This window comes from Mesorhizobium qingshengii, from assembly GCF_900103325.1.
In the GTDB taxonomy this organism is placed as follows: domain Bacteria; phylum Pseudomonadota; class Alphaproteobacteria; order Rhizobiales; family Rhizobiaceae; genus Mesorhizobium; species Mesorhizobium qingshengii.
Window position 1 is genome coordinate 292,762 of sequence record NZ_FMXM01000002.1, and the last position, 15,142, is coordinate 307,903.

Sequence of the window (15,142 nt, forward strand, 5' to 3'; positions counted from 1 at the left end):
CTCAGCAACCATGGGGCTCATCAACCATGTGTGATCCGCAGCGGATCAATTCCGTTGCGTCGGCAACGGCCGTAACGCAAGGTGGCCGAAGAGGCAACATGATGAAACGATCCATGCTTTGCATGAAACGATCCCTGCTTGGCGCACTGCTGCTTGCCGTGACCCCGCTCCCGGCGGGCGCCGCCAATCTCGTCAAGACATACAGCTATTTTTCCATTGACGGCAGCACGCTCGACGATATCGAGATGCAGCTCTCCAAACGTGGTCCCGAGGTGAAAAGCACGGGGGGGCGGCACCCGGGCGCCACGCAGATGGCGTTCACGACCCGCACCAGTTATGCGCAGACATCGAACTCCTGCCGGATCGCCGACGCGGTGGTGACCGTCAAGGTGAAGGTGATCCTTCCCAGGTGGCGCCGCCCACGCAAGGCGGATGCCGATGTGAGGCTGTTCTGGGATACGTTGTCCGCCGACATCAAGCGCCATGAGGAGCGCCATGTGGAGATTGCCAGGAACCATGGCCGCGAACTCGAAGATGCCCTGAAAGCAACCTACCCGCAAAGGAATTGCGAGGCGGCCAAGGCCAAGGCCGCCGAAATCACCGCGGCAGTGCTCGCCAGGCATGACCAGGATCAATTGCGGTTCGACCGCGCCGAAAGCGTCAATTTCGAAAGTCGCATCCTGCGGCTGCTGCGCTACCGGACGCAGCGCATCGACAACGGCCGGCTGCCACCGCCGACCTAGGTCGTGGCGATGCGTTCAACGGTGGCGGCGCGAGCCAATTCAGCCGAAGCATGGTGCCAGCTTCGGAAAATTTTCGAGCACCGGTCGAAATCCGCCTATACGGGACGACATATGTCAGGTTCGCGATGCGAACCTCGAAAGATCAATGCGACTAACCCGGTCAACGCACTGGGATGGCTGAATGAGGCCGCCAGCCGCAAGCATACGGATGATTGGACATGGACCAGACTGTCGGCAAACAGACGGCGGTGAAGACGGATGCGCCACTCAGCGAAGGCGAAAAGAATGCCATCATCGGCGGCGTTCTCCTGTCCATGCTGCTGGCCGCGCTCGATCAGACCATCGTCGCGCCGGCGATGCCGACGATGGCGCGCCTGCTCGGTCATGCCGAATATCTGCCCTGGATCGTCACCGGTTATCTCCTGACCGCCACGGCGGTGGCACCGCTCTATGGCAAGATCTCGGACGTCTACGGTCGCCGGCCGACGGTTTATGCAGCGATCCTCATATTCCTTGCCGGATCCCTGGTCAGTGCCATGGCGCCCAACATGCTGGTGCTGATCGTCGGCCGCGCGATCCAGGGCGCCGGCGGCGGCGGCCTGTTTGCGCTGGCGCAGACCGTGATCGGCGACCTCGTACCGCCACGAGAGCGTGCCCGTTACACGGCGTGGATCTCGGGCACCTGGGCGGTCGCCAGCATCGCCGGTCCGCTTCTGGGCGGCACATTCGCCGAACATCTGCACTGGTCTTTGATCTTCTGGATCAACATTCCGCTTGGTCTCGTCGCCATGGCCATGATCAACAAACCACTGAAGAAGTTGCCGATCGCCGCGAAACATCATCGCATCGATGGCCTCGGCGCGCTGCTGCTCGTCGCGGCCACCGCCTTGCTGCTGCTGGCGTTGAACTGGGGCGGCAGCGAATATCCATGGCTGTCACGCGAAATCCTCGGACTGCTCGCCAGCTCGGCGGTCGTCTGGAGCTTTTTTGCGCTTCGGTTGCTGCGCGCCGCCGAGCCACTGGTCTCGCTCGAAGTGCTTGGCAACCCGATCGTCCTTGCCGGCACGCTCTCGATGTTCCTGCTGCAGGCCGCCAATATCGGCCTGGCGGTCTACCTGCCGGTCTACCTGCAGTCGATCCTGGGGCTGTCGGCCAGTGCATCGGGAACCGCAATGCTCGGGCTCATGCTCGGCACCGTTGCCGGCGCGACACTCAGCGGTCGCACGATTCAGCGTTTCGTTCACTACAAGCGGATCGCGATGATAGGGGTGACCTTCGCCATCCTGTGCCTCGGCGTGCTCAGCCTGGTAGCGGGACATGCTTCGCTGCTGATCGTCGAGATCCTGACGACCTGCGTCGGCCTGGGCAGCGGGACGACATTTCCGGTTGCCACCGTGTCGGTCCAGAACGCCGTCGATCAGGCCCATCTGGGCGTCGCCACCGGCGTGTTGACCTTCCTTCGCTCATTGGGCAGCGCACTTGGCGTCGCCGTCCTTGGCGCGGTCGCGCTCGGCTACGGCCTGCCGCTGGCCAGCGAAGGCGTGCAGGCGGCCAGTGCCGCCGTCGAGGCCGCGGCATTCGTCATGATCTTCCTCACCGCGGCGGCAATGTTGTTGATGGCGCTCGTAGCGCTCGGGCTGATGCCGGAGAAGCCGCTGCGCGGCCACCCCGCGGCTCCTGTGCTGGCTGATTAGAGGTCAGGCCTCCACGACGCCAAGCTTCTTCTGCAGGCTCGTGGACGAAGTCGTGTACTGGAACACGATGCGCTCGCCGGGGCTGATGATGCGCTTGGCGGCCTGCGCCATCAGCGCCACTTCGTGGAAGCCCGACAGGATGAGCTTCAGCTTGCCCGGATACCAGTTGATGTCGCCGACCGCGAAGATACCGGGCACCGATGTCTGGAACTTCTCGGTATCGACCGGGATGAGGTTCTCGTGAAGATTGAGCCCCCACTCCGCGATCGGTCCGAGCTTCATGGTCAGGCCGAAGAACGGCAGCATGCGCGTACAGGGCACCTCGACATCGCCGTCCGGCCCCTTGATGACGGCAGATGAGAGCTTGCCGTCGGCGCCGGTCAGCCCGGTCACTTGCCCGACCTGGAACGTCAGCTGCTTCATCTCCTGCAAGGCATACATCTTGTTGACGCTATCGGGCGCCGCGCGAAATTCCGGCCGCCGGTGGACCAGAGTCACGCTCTTGGCCACAGGCTGCAGGTTCAGCGTCCAGTCGAGCGCCGAATCGCCGCCACCGACAATGACGAGGTCATGGCCGCGAAAGTCCTCCATCCGGCGCACCGAATAGAAGACACTTTTGCCTTCATAGGGTTCAATGCCCGGGATCGGGGGACGCTTCGGCTGGAAGGAGCCACCGCCGGCGGCAATCACCACCACCTTGGCCTCGAACACCTCGTTCTCGTCGGTGGTGACGCGAAAACTGCCGTCCTCCAGCTTTTCGAGGCTGGAAACCATGCGGTTGTAGGTGAAGTCGGGCTTGAACGGTGCGATCTGCTCGAGCAGCTTGTCGACCAATCCCTGCGCCGAGATCGAAGGCCAGCCGGGAATGTCGTAGATCGGCTTCTCCGGATAGAGTTCCGCGCACTGGCCGCCCGGCCGGTCGAGGATATCGATCAAATGGCATTTCATGTCGAACAGGCCGAGTTCGAACACGGCAAACAGGCCGACCGGCCCTGCTCCGACAATGAGGACGTCTGTCTTGGTGATGTCGGTCATGCGATGGGCCTCGCTGTGTGTTGTCGAGACACTGCATGAGCAATCCGCCGCTGCCAAGCAGCAGTCGGCAAAAAACCGATGTCTCAGCCCTGGCGGGCGGGCACGCGGACAACCAGGCCGTCAAGCGCGTCGCGCACCTTGATCTGACACGATAGCCGCGAGTTCGGCTGGACGTCGTAGGCGAAGTCCAGCATGTCCTCTTCCATGGCTTCCGGTTCGCCGACTAGCGCCGTCCACGCTTCGTCGACATAGACATGACAGGTAGCGCAGGCGCAGGCGCCGCCGCATTCCGCCTCGATCCCCGGCACCGCATTGCGGATCGCGTTCTCCATGACCGTCGAGCCGTTTTCGGCGTCCATGTCGAAATGTGTGCCGTCATGGGCAATGAAAGTCAGCTTGGTCATTTGTCACCTGAAGGGAGTCCCAGCCGAGATAATCACTCCGGCAGACAAGTCAACTGCCGCGCGAAAGCGCCGCTGCTTGACGTTTTTCCGCAAACCGGGCTCAGCGATTGATGGCGGCTATAAAATCGCGCACTTCGTCGATCAGCCTGCCAAGCCGCCTGAGCGTCTGATCGTCTTCCGGCCGATGCTCGATCTCGGTGGCGCAATCGGCAATGGCAAACGCACCCACGCCCCGTGCCGACCCCTTCAGCCCGTGAGCGAGCAGCAGGCGGTCCTTGATATTGGCGTCGACTATTCTGTCGCGCACCGACAGCGCCTGTTGTACAAAGAGCGCCAGCACCTCCTGTTCGAGGCTGCGGTCGCCCATCGTCTGGCGGGCAAGATGTGCCAAATCGACCGGCCGTGATCGTCTTGGTCCCGATACGTCGCCCCCGGGCATTGAGAAGGCAATGCCGCTTTCGCCACGCATGAACTCGAACTCCGTTTCTTCGACCGCCCGAATACCTAGGCGAATCCAGTGGACAACGGGTTAATGAGTGGCCCGGAAAAATGTTGCGAAAGCGGCGCCGAAATCACGGTTCTGTTAACCTTATATTTAAAGTTTTACACATCTCGTGGAATGCATGTTTTCTTTACCCCCCTGTGTCATTACGATACGAGGGGTCCATTTTCAGCCTCCTGCGCGAGGGTACGACAAACAGAATTATAAGCCCGCGGCAGCTAGTACAGGGTAGCGAAGGCATGGCGAAGAAACCAACGACGACGAGAACTCTCGACAACGACGTGGCCAGGGAACTGGAAAAGGCGCTCGATATCGACCTCAGCGGCGATATCGGCGGCGGCGACCTCGACATCGCGGCTTCGATGGAAGATCTGGAAGCGCAGATATCCCAGGCCGCCGACGAATTGGCGCGCGAGGGACGCAATCAGAAGCCGGAGCCCGCCGTCAATCAGAGCCAGGTTGCGAAACCCGCGCCCCAGGCCAAGCCTGCCGAATTGCGTCCCGTTGAAACACGCAATGGCGCCCAGCCCGCCGGTTTCGCGCCAGCCAATGACGATCGCCAGAAGGACTACAAGACGCTCCTTCACGGCCTCAACAGGCGTGCCTCGAACACCATTTACTGGGTCGTTGCCTTTGTCTCGCTCGCCTGGATCGCCGGCGCCGGCGGATTGGCCAATCTCCTTTTCGGGCCGAGCATCTGGAGAATCCGTACGCTCGACCAGTTTTTTGCCCGTCCCGAACTGATCGGCCTCGCGGTCGCGGCGGTTGTGCCCGTCATCCTGTTCTGGGCCTTCGCGGCGATGATTCGCCGCGCCCAGGAAATGCGCATTGCCGCCCAGTCGATGACTGAAGTGGCGTTCCGCCTGACCGAGCCGGAAAACCTTGCCCAGGACCGCGTCATGATGATCGGCCAGGCCGTTCGCCGCGAAGTCGCGGCCATGGGCGAAGGCATCGAACGCACCCTTGCCCGCGCCGTGGAGCTGGAAACGCTGGTCCACAGCGAAGTCAACCAGATCGAACGCTCCTATTCGGAAAACGAATCCCGCATCCGTTCGCTCGTCGACGGGCTCGGCAGCGAGCGCGAAGCCGTTGTCACCCACGCCGAGCGGGTCCGCGCCTCGATCACCGGGGCGCATGAGACGCTGAAGGACGAGATCGGCGCCGCCAGCGACATCATCCGCGACAGCATCCTCAATGCTTCGACCAAGCTGTCGATGACGATCACCAATTCCGGCGACACCCTCATCGACCGTATCAATGAAAGCTCGATGTCGATCTTCGATTCGGTGGAAGGCCGGCTCGATTCGATCACCGACCGGCTGTCGACCTCGGGCGAGGCCTTCGCCAGCCTTCTCGACACGCGCATTGCCAAGTTGACGGACACCACCGACGGTCTGACACGGTCGTTGACCGACCTGCTCGACGATCGCACCACCGGCATGGTGTCGCTGCTTGGCGGCGCCGCGCGCACGCTGAGTTCCGAATTCGAAGCCAGCCTCAGCGGCATCGAGCGGACGCTGGCCGAACGCGGTCAGGCGCTGATCAGCGAATTCCAGACCCGCGCCGAGGCGCTGGACACCGGAACGCAGAAGCTCAATGCGGCGCTCGAGGCCCGCGCCCGCCAGATCAACGAGACGCTGGTCGAACGCGCCCGCGAAATCGCTCATACCTTTGCCGAGAGCAAGGACACGCTGTCGGCGATGATCGATCAGGGCAAGACCCAGATCGGTGCCGACATGGCCGACATCGTCACGTCGACCTCCTCCATGCTCGAAGCCCGCGCCAGCGATTTCGCCGGCCGCATGGAAGCGGCGCGTCATGTCGTCTCGCGCTCGTTCGACAGCGACATCCAGCGGCTTGCCGATGCCCGCGTCGGCATCGAAGAAGCCGTCGAAAATCACAGCCGCAAACTTTCCGAAAGCCGCGACCGCATGGCCGCGGCCATGGAGGCCGACCTGGCGAAGTTCGCCGAGGGCCGCGCCGGTATCGATGCGGCGGTAACCAACCAGGTGCAGAAGCTGGCCGAAGGCCGCAACCTGATCTCGCGTGCACTCGAAGAAGATCTGCGCAAGGTCAATGAATCGAGGGCAGCCATCGACGCGTCGCTGGGCAGCCATCTCGAAAGGCTGGAAGAAGGCCGCAACAGGCTGTCCAGCGCCTTGAATGAAGACTCCGGGAAATTGGTGCAAGCCCGCACGATCATTGATGAAATGGTTGCCGGACATGTCGGAAAACTGGCTGAAGGCCGCAACATCCTGTCGCGCGCCCTGGAGGCTGATCTCGGCAAATTGTCCGACAGCCGCGCCAGCATCGACGGCCTCGTCGCCGGCCAGGTCGAGAAGATCGCCGAGGGCCGCGCCGTGCTCGCCAAGGCGCTGGAAAACGACATCATCGGCATCAAGAGCCTCATCGAAACCCATTCCGCCAAGCTGGCGGAGGACCGGACGCAGCTTTCCCGCTCGCTCGACGATGATCTGTCCGGCATACGTGGCCTGATCGAGGGCCATTCAGGGCGGCTGGCCGAGGACCGCAGCTTGCTGTCGCAGACACTTGAGGCCGACCTTGCCAAGCTCGCCGAGAGCCGCTCGAGCATCGACGGCCTCGTCGCCGGCCAGGTCGAGAAGCTGGCCGAGGGCCGTGATATCCTCAAGCGAGCCCTTGAATCCGACCTGAACACGATCAAGGGCGTCATCGCCAGCCAGTCGGAAAAGCTGGCCGACGATCGCGGGCAGCTTTCGCAGGCCCTGGAAACCGATTTGCAGAATGTGAACAGTGTCATCGCCGATCACATGAACAGGCTGGTTCAGGATCGCTCGACCTTGTCGAAGGCACTCGAGGAGGACCTCGCCAAGCTGGCCGAGAGCCGCTCCAGCATCGACGGTCTGGTCGCCGGCCAGGTCGAGAAACTGGCCGAAGGCCGCGACATCCTGCGGCGGGCGCTGGAAGCCGACCTCAATGCGGTCAAGAGCACCGTTGCCGACCAGTCGCAGAAACTGATCGACGACCGGGCACAGTTCGCGCGGGCGCTCGAAGCCGACCTCGAAAGCGTCAACGGCCTGGTGAACAGCCATTCCGAACGGCTCGCCCAGGACCGTTCGACGCTGTCGAAGGCGCTCCAGGCTGATCTTGAAAACGTCGGCGGTCTCGTCAACAACCACGCGGACAGGCTCGTTCAGCAGCGTTCGACCCTATCGAAGGCGCTTGAGGACGACCTCGCCAAGCTGGCCGAAAGCCGCTCCAGCATCGACGGTCTGGTCGCCGGCCAGGTCGAGAAGCTGGCCGAAGGCCGCGATATCCTGAAGCGCGCGCTGGAAGCCGATCTGGCCAAGCTGGCCGAAAGCCGCTCCAGCATCGACGGCTTGGTCGCTGGTCAGGTGGAGAAGCTGGCCGAGGGCCGAGACATTCTCAAGCGCGCCCTCGAGGCCGACCTGCAGAAGCTGACCGAAAGCCGCGGCGACATCGACAACGTCATCGCCGGACATGTCGGCAAGCTGGCCGAAGGCCGCAATATGCTGAGCCGCGCGTTGGAAGACGATCTCGGCAAGCTCGCCGAGACCCGCAAGGACGTCGACCGCTCGCTGTCGGGCCACATCGACCAGATCGCCGCACGAAGCACCGGCATTTCCGATGCGATTGCTGCCGACGTCGAGAAGATCGAGCAGGCGTTCAGCCGCCAGACCGGCATCATCGAGGAACGCGCCGGCACCATGGAGCGAGCGCTCTCGACAGGTGTCGACAACGTCCGCAGCGTGCTCGAGAAGAGTGCCGTCTTCGTTGCCGGTGCGTTGCGCGAAAAGGTCCTGGAAGTCACCAGCACGCTGCATGAGCAGGCCGGTGCGGCATTCAGCGACGCCGACCGCAAGATCGCCGAGCGCGCCGAGCAGACCTCCGCCGCCCTGCTGGCGAGGGCCGAAGACATCGCCCGCACCTTCGAGGAGGCCGATCGTCGCCTGCACGCCCGTGCGGAGGACACGTCGAACGCCCTTCTTGCCCGCGCGGACGATACCTCCAGTTCCCTGCTGGCGCGCGCCCATGAAACCGCCGATCAACTGGCCGCTCGTGCAAGTGAGATTGCCGGCACCTTTGACGTGGCGGACCAGAAGCTGGCCGCCCGCGCCCAGGAGACCGCCGATCAGTTGACGGCCCGCGCTAGCGAGATTGCCGGTACCTTCGATGCTGCCGACCAGAAGCTGGTCGCCCGCGCCGTCGAAACGGCACAGTCGCTCGCCGCGCGCGCCGGCGACATTCTGCGCAACTTCGAAAGCGCCGACCAGCGGCTCGGCATGCGCATCGGCGAATCGGCCGAAGCGCTTGCCGCGCGTGCATCGGACCTTGGCCGCATCTTCGACGCCGCCGACCAGCAACTGGTCTCGCGCATCGCCGAAGGTTCCGAAGCGCTGTCGAGCCGCGCGTCGGAGATCGGCCGCATCTTCGACGATGCCGATCAGCGCCTTGTCTCGCGCATCGCCAGCAGCACATCGACGATCGGCGAGCACGCGGAGACCATCGTCGGTGCTTTCGCCAACACCGAGCAGAGGGTCGCCGACCGTGCGCGGCAGACCGGCCAGGAACTGGCCGTGCATGCCCGTGAGATCGAGCAGGCGCTTGCCGGTGCCGACGAGCGGCTCGCATCGAGCGCGGCGGCCGCGGCCGCCCGTGTCGAGGAGCAGATCGCCGGTGTCGAGAACCGTCTCGCCTACACGGCCGAAACGATGGGCCAGAAGCTCAACGAGCAGGTGTCGAGTGCCGAGGCGCAACTCGTGTCGCGCGCCAACGTCATCGCGGAGACCTTCACTGCGGTTGGCCAGCACATCGGCCAGAGCACCAACGACGCCGCCAAGACCATCGGCGCCAACACCCGCGAGCTCAACACCATGCTCGCGGCGCGCTCGGCCGAAATGTCGAAGATCCTCGACGAAACCGCGCGGCCTTTGGTCGAGCGCTTCGCCCAAGGCGGCTCGGAGCTGCAAAAGAGCATGGAAGAGGTCACCGAACGCGCCACGGAAAAGCTGCGCAGCGAGAATGCCGCACTGGTCAATGCGCTCGCCAGCCGCACGGCCGAGACATTGTCGGCCGTCGAAGGCGCTCGCTCGTCGCTGTCCGACAGCGTCGCCGACCTCATTGGCCGCATGACCAAGTCCAGCTCGCAGCTCGGTCAGTTGATCGAGCAGGCCGCGGTCAATCTCGGCCAGGTCGACGAACGGCTGAGCGGCAGCACGCAAAGCTTCGCCGCAACCACGGAGAAGGCCGCGCAGACCTTCGCCAGCTCGGCGCGGCTGGTCGATTCGAACACGACAAGGTTGACGGAACTGTCGTCGTCCACCTTGCGCGAGGTCGCCTCGATCGCCACCAAGTTCGACGAACACAGCCGCCTGCTGTCCAGTGCTTCGGACCTGCTGAGCTCGGCCCAGAGCAATCTCGAGCACACGCTCGAAAGGCAATCGTCGCTCGAGGACCTCGCCGTCGGCCTGGTCAAGAAGTCGGAAGATCTCGAAAAGGTCATGCGCTCGTTCGAAAGCCTCGTCGGCCAGACGCTGCAGAACGCCGAGGGCAAGACGATGGAGTCGGCCGACAAGATCCGCAACGCCATCACCGAAGTCGTCGATTCGGCAACCAAGCGCTTCGCCGATGCGACCGAGGAAATGCGCCGCACCGCGGGCTCGATCAAGAGCGAGCTCGACCTCACCCGCGCCGAGCTCAAGAAGGGCGTCATCGAGATGCCGGAAGAGGCAAAGGAATCGACCTCGGCCATCCGCCGTGCCGTTTCCGAGCAGATCAACGCCTTGAAAGAGCTTTCGGACATCGTTGCGAAGTCCGGCCGCAGTGGCGATACCTCTGAAACGCGCAATCTGCGCCCGGCGCCCCAAGCGCCGGCCGCCCGCGCGCCCGAGCCACCGCGTCGCGCGCCGGCACCACAGCCGGAGCTTCGCACACCTCAGGCGCCGTTGGGCGGCCCCGCGCTGCGTGGCACGCTCGACCTCGAGCGTCCGGCCGAGGCGGCACCACGCCAGCGTGCCGATGCCAGCGCCCGTACGCCGCAAGGCGGCTGGGTCCGTGATCTGCTGAGTGGAGCATCGCGCGAGGAGGAAGCCAGGCCGGCAACGCCAGCGGAAGCACCGCGCGCGACTCCTGCCCAGCGCTCGCCGCTGCACGTCGTGGAATCGCTGAACTCGCTGTCCGTCGATATCGCGCGGGCCATCGACCACGATGCTTCGATCGAGTTGTGGAACCGCTATCGGCGCGGCGAGCGTGACGTGTTCACTCGGCGGCTCTACACGCTGAAGGGTCAGCAGACGTTTGACGAGATCCGCCGCAAGTATCAGGCGGAGGCCGAGTTCCGCGCCGCCGTCGACCGCTATTGCGACGATTTCGAGAAGCTGCTCAAGGATGTCGCGCGCAATGACCGCGACAACATCATGGCTCAGACCTATCTGACGTCGGACACCGGCAAGGTCTACACCATGCTGGCCCACGCCAGCGGCCGCCTGCACTAGGCGCGGCCCTGCAAGAAACAAACAAAAAGGCGGGAGATTTCCCGCCTTTTTCATTTTGATCGATTTGTTGTGTTGGCGCGTACGCAGCGCCGCCTCCCTTGCGGGGCTATCAGCGTTGTCAGAACTGTTGCGCGACCAATCCTTTACGGAGATCAGATCACCGAATCCGTCCAGCGCACGATCTGCTTGGCCGCATCCCCGAAAGCATTGTCGAGCGCGTTGACATAGGCGGGATTGCCGCTGCCCGAAACTGGCGCGGATGAGGTGAAGCTCTTGGAGGCACGCACCTCGCCGTTGCGATCGTTCAGGATGCGCACGAACAAGTCGACCTCGGCATGCTCGCCGCCGTCGACGCGCACTTCGAACGAACGGACCTCGACGATCACCTGATAGTCGATCGCCAGGCCCTCGCCCGGCTTGCCGACGCCGGCAAAGCTGCCTGAGCGCTGGAACGTCTCGGCCAGCCGCGCCTGCACGATCAACGGCAGCCGGTCGGCCCACTGCGCGCCCTTGAGATACTGGATCGAATGATCCGAAGGCTTGATGACGATGTTCTGGCTATCCAGCGCCTTGAGGGCGGACGGCTGGGCGATGAGAATCTGGCGGCGGCTGTGGCCGTGTGCGTCGATCGACGGCGCCGAAAGCTCGAACGTATCCAGCGGCGCAGGCTTGCCGCCCAGCGCGGCGCAACCGGCAAGCGATAGCGCAAGCAGTGCGGCAGCCGATATCAACCCGCTCGTTCTCACCCAAACAGACTTCACGCGCGATCCCCGTTGTCCCCGGATCGTAAGATCAACCCGCATCCGCAGCTCATGTTCTTGGGGCGAGCGGCGGCCGAAGTCAACGCCGCGCCCTGCCATCGAACTGCCGAACCTCGCCATCGCCACCCGAAAGGATGCGCTGCGGGTTTCGGCTGAGATCGGTCACCGCCTGCTCGATGCGGTTGATCGAGCGACGGCTGTCCTGCACCAGCGCCTCGACGTTTGTCAGGCCCTGGCCCGAGAAACGCGCCAGATTGTCTGTTATGACGCCCAGGCGGGCATTCAGCGTGTCGGCAACCTGCTTGAACGACTTCAGAGTTGCCCTGGCGTCAGCCATCACGCCATCGGCTTGCCCCGAACCGAGCAAGGTGTCGACCTTGACGAGGATACCGTCGACACGCACCGAGGCGTCGTTGAGTCGTTGGGCAAGTTGCTTGGCATCCTTGATCGTCTGGTCGATATCATCAGCCCGGTTGGCGAACTTGTCGGTCACCTTGGCGATGTCCGCGGCAGCCTTGTCGGCGTTTTCGCTCGCCTTCTCGATGTTGGCCAGAGCGGTGCGCACCTGCGCCGGATCGATGCCGTTCAGAACACCGTCGACCTTGGCCAGCGTGCCTTGCGTCTGCTTGGCGAAATCGTTGACCGACCCGACCGCCGTATCGACGTTCTTGATGACCGTGTCGAACTGCTTCGAGGTTTCCTTGAGGTTCGACGTCACTGTATCGACATTGGCGACGATGCTCTTGATCTGGTCCTTGTCGACGGCATTGAGCAGGCCTTCCGCTGCCTTCAGCGTGCCATCCAGCTTGCCGGAAACGCCCTTCAACTCGTCGGACAGCGCACTGACGCTGGACAGGAACTTGTCGATGCCGTCGGAATTCTTGGCCAGCGCATCGGAGAAGGTCTGCACGTTCTTGACGGTGTCGGTCAGCGGACCGCGGACATCCTTGGTGAAGCCTTCGAGTTCGGTCAGCACCTTGTCAGCGCGGGTGAAGATGTTCTGCGCGGTCTGCAAGAGGTTGGTGACCGCCGAGGGGTTGGCAACGATCTCGGCGACCTTGCCTTCCTTTTCGGCCTGGTCGAGGAGTTTTACTTCCTTGGGATCGGCGCCCTTGAGTTCGATATTGGCCTGCCCGGTAAGACCGGCAAGGCCGATATCGGCCTGCGTCGACTTGGTGATCGGCGTCAAGCGGTCGATCTCGGTGTCGGCGATGGCGACCGTCGGATTGTCGACATCGATATAGACGCGCCTGACGTCGCCCACCTTGACGCCGTTGAACAACACGAAACTGCCGCGGCCAAGCCCGGAAGCCGAGCCCGGAATGCGCACGCGCAGCAACGTGGTCTCGCCCTTGTCGCCGATCGCCGCCGTCCAGTAGACGAAGGCGAACGCCGCCAGGATCGCGACCAGCGTAAAGATGCCGACAATGACGTAGTTGGCTCTGGTTTCCATTGCTTCACTTATGGCTATGCGCGCGCCGCAAGATCAAGCTGCCGGGCGCGTTTTCCGCGGAAATAGGATTTCACCCACGGCTCCTCGCTCTTCAGCATGTCGTCGATGGTGCCTTCGACCAGCACTCTCTTGTTGCCGAGCACGGCCACGCGGTCGCAAGCGGTGAAAAGCGTGTCGAGGTCGTGCGTGACCATATAGACGGTCAGGTCCATCGTATCGCGCAGCTTGACCACCAGTTCGTCGAATTCCGCCGCACTGATCGGATCGAGGCCGGAAGTAGGCTCGTCGAGGAAGACGATGTCGGGGTCGAGCGCCAGCGCCCGTGCCAGCGCCGCCCGTTTGATCATGCCGCCGGAGAGTTCGGAGGGGAATTTTTGCGCCGCGTCCGGCGGCAGCCCGACCAACTCGACCTTGAGCATCGCCAGTTCGTCCATCAGCTGTCGCGGCAGGTCGAGATATTCGCGCATCGGCACCTGGACGTTTTCCAGTACCGTCAGTGCCGAAAACAGCGCGCCATGCTGGAACAGCACGCCAAGCCGCATGTCGATGCGCAGGCGTTCGGCGTCGCTCGCCTTCTCGACATCGACGCCGAAGAGCTTGATCGTGCCCGACCGCTTGCGCGTCAGGCCGAGAATGGTGCGCAGCAGGACCGACTTGCCGGCGCCCGAAGCGCCGACAAAACCGAGAATCTCGCCGCGCCTGATGTCGAGCGACAACTTGTCGAGGATCACCTTGTCGGCGAAGGCCACGGTGATGTCGTGCGCGGAAAGCACGATGTCGCGCTCGCCCGAGTCGTCCGCGATCGCCTTTGTCCTGCTCCGCAGCTTCATCTCAGAACTCGATCGCTGCGTAGAAGATGGCGAAAAGCCCGTCGAGGATAATGACGACGAAAATCGATTTCACCACCGACGCGGTCACGTGCTGGCCGAGCGATTCGGCGCTGCCGCCGACCTTCATGCCTTCGACCGAGGCGATCGTGCCGATGATCATGGCCATGAAAGGTGCCTTGATCAGGCCGGAGAAGATCGTGCTGAGGTCGATGGCGACGCGCAGCCGGTCTATGAAGGCGGCAGGCGCGATATCCGAATAGAGCCAGGCCGCGAGAATGCCGCCGCCGAGCGCCGCGAAATTGGCGATGATGGTCAGGCACGGCAAGGCGATCACCAGCGCCACCAGCCGCGGAAAGACCAGGACGCCGATCGGATTGAGCCCGATCACCTTCAGCGCGTCGACCTCCTCGCGCATCTTCATCGAGCCGATCTCGGCGGTAATCGCACTTCCGGAGCGACCGGCGATCATGATCGCCGTCATCAGCACGCCGAGCTCGCGCAGGATCAGCACGCCGACGAGGTCGACAACAAAAATGTCGGCGCCGAAATAACTGAGCTGATAGGCGCCTTGCTGGGCAACGATGGCGCCGACGATCGCCGACATCAGCACCACCACCGGAATGGCGCCGACGCCCATACGGTCTATCTGATTGAAGATCGCCGCGGGATTGACGGCATGGCCGCGGCCGAGCTTCATCTGCGCGCCGCGGATGGTGGCACCCAGTATGTTCATCGAGGCAAGGAAGTCGTCTCGCATCTCGTAGACGCGCCGGCCGACCGCCTCCAGCGCGCGGATGACTATGTTGGGCGGCCGCACTGGACCGGATTCGGATTCGCGCCGAACGGCCTCACCCACAGCGTCGAGCAGTATCGAAGCGATCTCGCTTTGGCCCTGCAGCTGGACTTTGACGCCCTTTTTCTCGAAAGCGCTGACCAGCCTGTCTATCAGCCAGGCGCCGGCGGTATCCATCTTCTCGATGTTGGAAAGATCGAGCGCCAAGGTCTTGAAACCACTTCGTTTCTCGATCTTGCGCATATCGTCGTCGATCAATGCGACGGTGCGTGTCGTCCAGATTCCAGAGAAGGCGCAACCCAGAACGCCGTCCTCCTCGCCGATCGCCACGCGCGGTTCGTGGTCAGCCTCCCCCGCGGTCGTGCCGCTTGCGTCGCGCTTGCCGATGGTCAACATGGCGTCCTGTTTAGCCTGATGGAACCAAGCTGTCGAT

The 15,142-nt window shown here is 63.4% G+C and carries 10 protein-coding genes; 3 read left to right on the top strand and 7 right to left on the bottom strand.

What is annotated here, in order from left to right; translation table 11 throughout:
* Positions 1-122 precede the first annotated feature (122 nt).
* The gene (locus BLS48_RS01570) at positions 123-743 is read left to right on the top strand and encodes a DUF922 domain-containing Zn-dependent protease (RefSeq protein WP_167364904.1); all 621 of its coding nucleotides are present in this window, start codon (positions 123-125) and stop codon (positions 741-743) included.
* A 218-nt stretch (positions 744-961) separates the two neighbouring features.
* Positions 962-2,437, top strand: a complete 1,476-nt coding sequence (locus tag BLS48_RS01575; RefSeq protein ID WP_091575068.1) for an MDR family MFS transporter — start codon at positions 962-964, stop codon at positions 2,435-2,437.
* A 3-nt stretch (positions 2,438-2,440) separates the two neighbouring features.
* On the opposite strand, the gene BLS48_RS01580 is transcribed toward BLS48_RS01575, so the two are convergent.
* The 3 genes from BLS48_RS01580 to BLS48_RS01590 all read right to left on the bottom strand — a co-directional run bounded on the left by BLS48_RS01580 (position 2,441) and on the right by BLS48_RS01590 (position 4,345).
* Positions 2,441-3,472 carry an NAD(P)/FAD-dependent oxidoreductase gene (locus BLS48_RS01580; RefSeq protein WP_091575071.1) on the bottom strand — a complete coding sequence of 344 codons (1,032 nt, stop codon included), beginning with the start codon at positions 3,470-3,472 and terminating at the stop codon, positions 2,441-2,443.
* An 83-nt stretch (positions 3,473-3,555) separates the two neighbouring features.
* Positions 3,556-3,876, bottom strand: a complete 321-nt coding sequence (locus BLS48_RS01585) for a 2Fe-2S iron-sulfur cluster-binding protein (protein ID WP_091575073.1) — start codon at positions 3,874-3,876, stop codon at positions 3,556-3,558.
* A gap of 100 nt (positions 3,877-3,976) precedes the next feature.
* Entirely contained in the window at positions 3,977-4,345 is a 369-nt protein-coding gene (locus BLS48_RS01590) for an Hpt domain-containing protein (RefSeq protein WP_091575076.1), read from the bottom strand.
* A 272-nt stretch (positions 4,346-4,617) separates the two neighbouring features.
* Here BLS48_RS01590 and BLS48_RS01595 point away from each other — a divergent pair, with 272 nt between their 5' ends.
* Complete coding sequence (locus BLS48_RS01595; RefSeq protein ID WP_091575078.1) at positions 4,618-10,872, top strand: kinesin; 6,255 nt, start codon at positions 4,618-4,620, stop codon at positions 10,870-10,872.
* A 152-nt stretch (positions 10,873-11,024) separates the two neighbouring features.
* Here the strand turns inward: BLS48_RS01595 and BLS48_RS01600 are convergent, their stop codons facing one another.
* From BLS48_RS01600 to BLS48_RS01615, 4 genes are read right to left on the bottom strand one after another with little or no spacing between them, the layout of a single operon-like run.
* The gene (locus BLS48_RS01600; RefSeq protein ID WP_208604572.1) at positions 11,025-11,675 is read right to left on the bottom strand and encodes an ABC-type transport auxiliary lipoprotein family protein; all 651 of its coding nucleotides are present in this window, start codon (positions 11,673-11,675) and stop codon (positions 11,025-11,027) included.
* A gap of 37 nt (positions 11,676-11,712) precedes the next feature.
* The gene (locus BLS48_RS01605) at positions 11,713-13,086 is read right to left on the bottom strand and encodes an MlaD family protein (RefSeq protein ID WP_091575081.1); all 1,374 of its coding nucleotides are present in this window, start codon (positions 13,084-13,086) and stop codon (positions 11,713-11,715) included.
* A gap of 14 nt (positions 13,087-13,100) precedes the next feature.
* Positions 13,101-13,916 carry an ABC transporter ATP-binding protein gene (locus BLS48_RS01610; protein ID WP_091575083.1) on the bottom strand — a complete coding sequence of 272 codons (816 nt, stop codon included), beginning with the start codon at positions 13,914-13,916 and terminating at the stop codon, positions 13,101-13,103.
* 1 nt (position 13,917) lies between these two features.
* The gene (locus tag BLS48_RS01615; protein WP_091575084.1) at positions 13,918-15,105 is read right to left on the bottom strand and encodes an ABC transporter permease; all 1,188 of its coding nucleotides are present in this window, start codon (positions 15,103-15,105) and stop codon (positions 13,918-13,920) included.
* Between the last annotated feature and the right edge of the window lie 37 nt (positions 15,106-15,142).

Excerpts from the sequence above, each read along its gene's own strand:
- BLS48_RS01570 (WP_167364904.1), top strand. The coding sequence starts at position 123 with ATGAAACGATCCCTGCTTGGCGCACTGCTGCTTGCCGTGACCCCGCTC.
- BLS48_RS01575 (WP_091575068.1), top strand. The coding sequence starts at position 962 with ATGGACCAGACTGTCGGCAAACAGACGGCGGTGAAGACGGATGCGCCA.
- BLS48_RS01580 (WP_091575071.1), bottom strand. The coding sequence starts at position 3,472 with ATGACCGACATCACCAAGACAGACGTCCTCATTGTCGGAGCAGGGCCG.
- BLS48_RS01585 (WP_091575073.1), bottom strand. The coding sequence starts at position 3,876 with ATGACCAAGCTGACTTTCATTGCCCATGACGGCACACATTTCGACATG.
- BLS48_RS01590 (WP_091575076.1), bottom strand. The coding sequence starts at position 4,345 with ATGCGTGGCGAAAGCGGCATTGCCTTCTCAATGCCCGGGGGCGACGTA.
- BLS48_RS01595 (WP_091575078.1), top strand. The coding sequence starts at position 4,618 with ATGGCGAAGAAACCAACGACGACGAGAACTCTCGACAACGACGTGGCC.
- BLS48_RS01600 (WP_208604572.1), bottom strand. The coding sequence starts at position 11,675 with ATGCGGGTTGATCTTACGATCCGGGGACAACGGGGATCGCGCGTGAAG.
- BLS48_RS01605 (WP_091575081.1), bottom strand. The coding sequence starts at position 13,086 with ATGGAAACCAGAGCCAACTACGTCATTGTCGGCATCTTTACGCTGGTC.
- BLS48_RS01610 (WP_091575083.1), bottom strand. The coding sequence starts at position 13,916 with ATGAAGCTGCGGAGCAGGACAAAGGCGATCGCGGACGACTCGGGCGAG.
- BLS48_RS01615 (WP_091575084.1), bottom strand. The coding sequence starts at position 15,105 with ATGTTGACCATCGGCAAGCGCGACGCAAGCGGCACGACCGCGGGGGAG.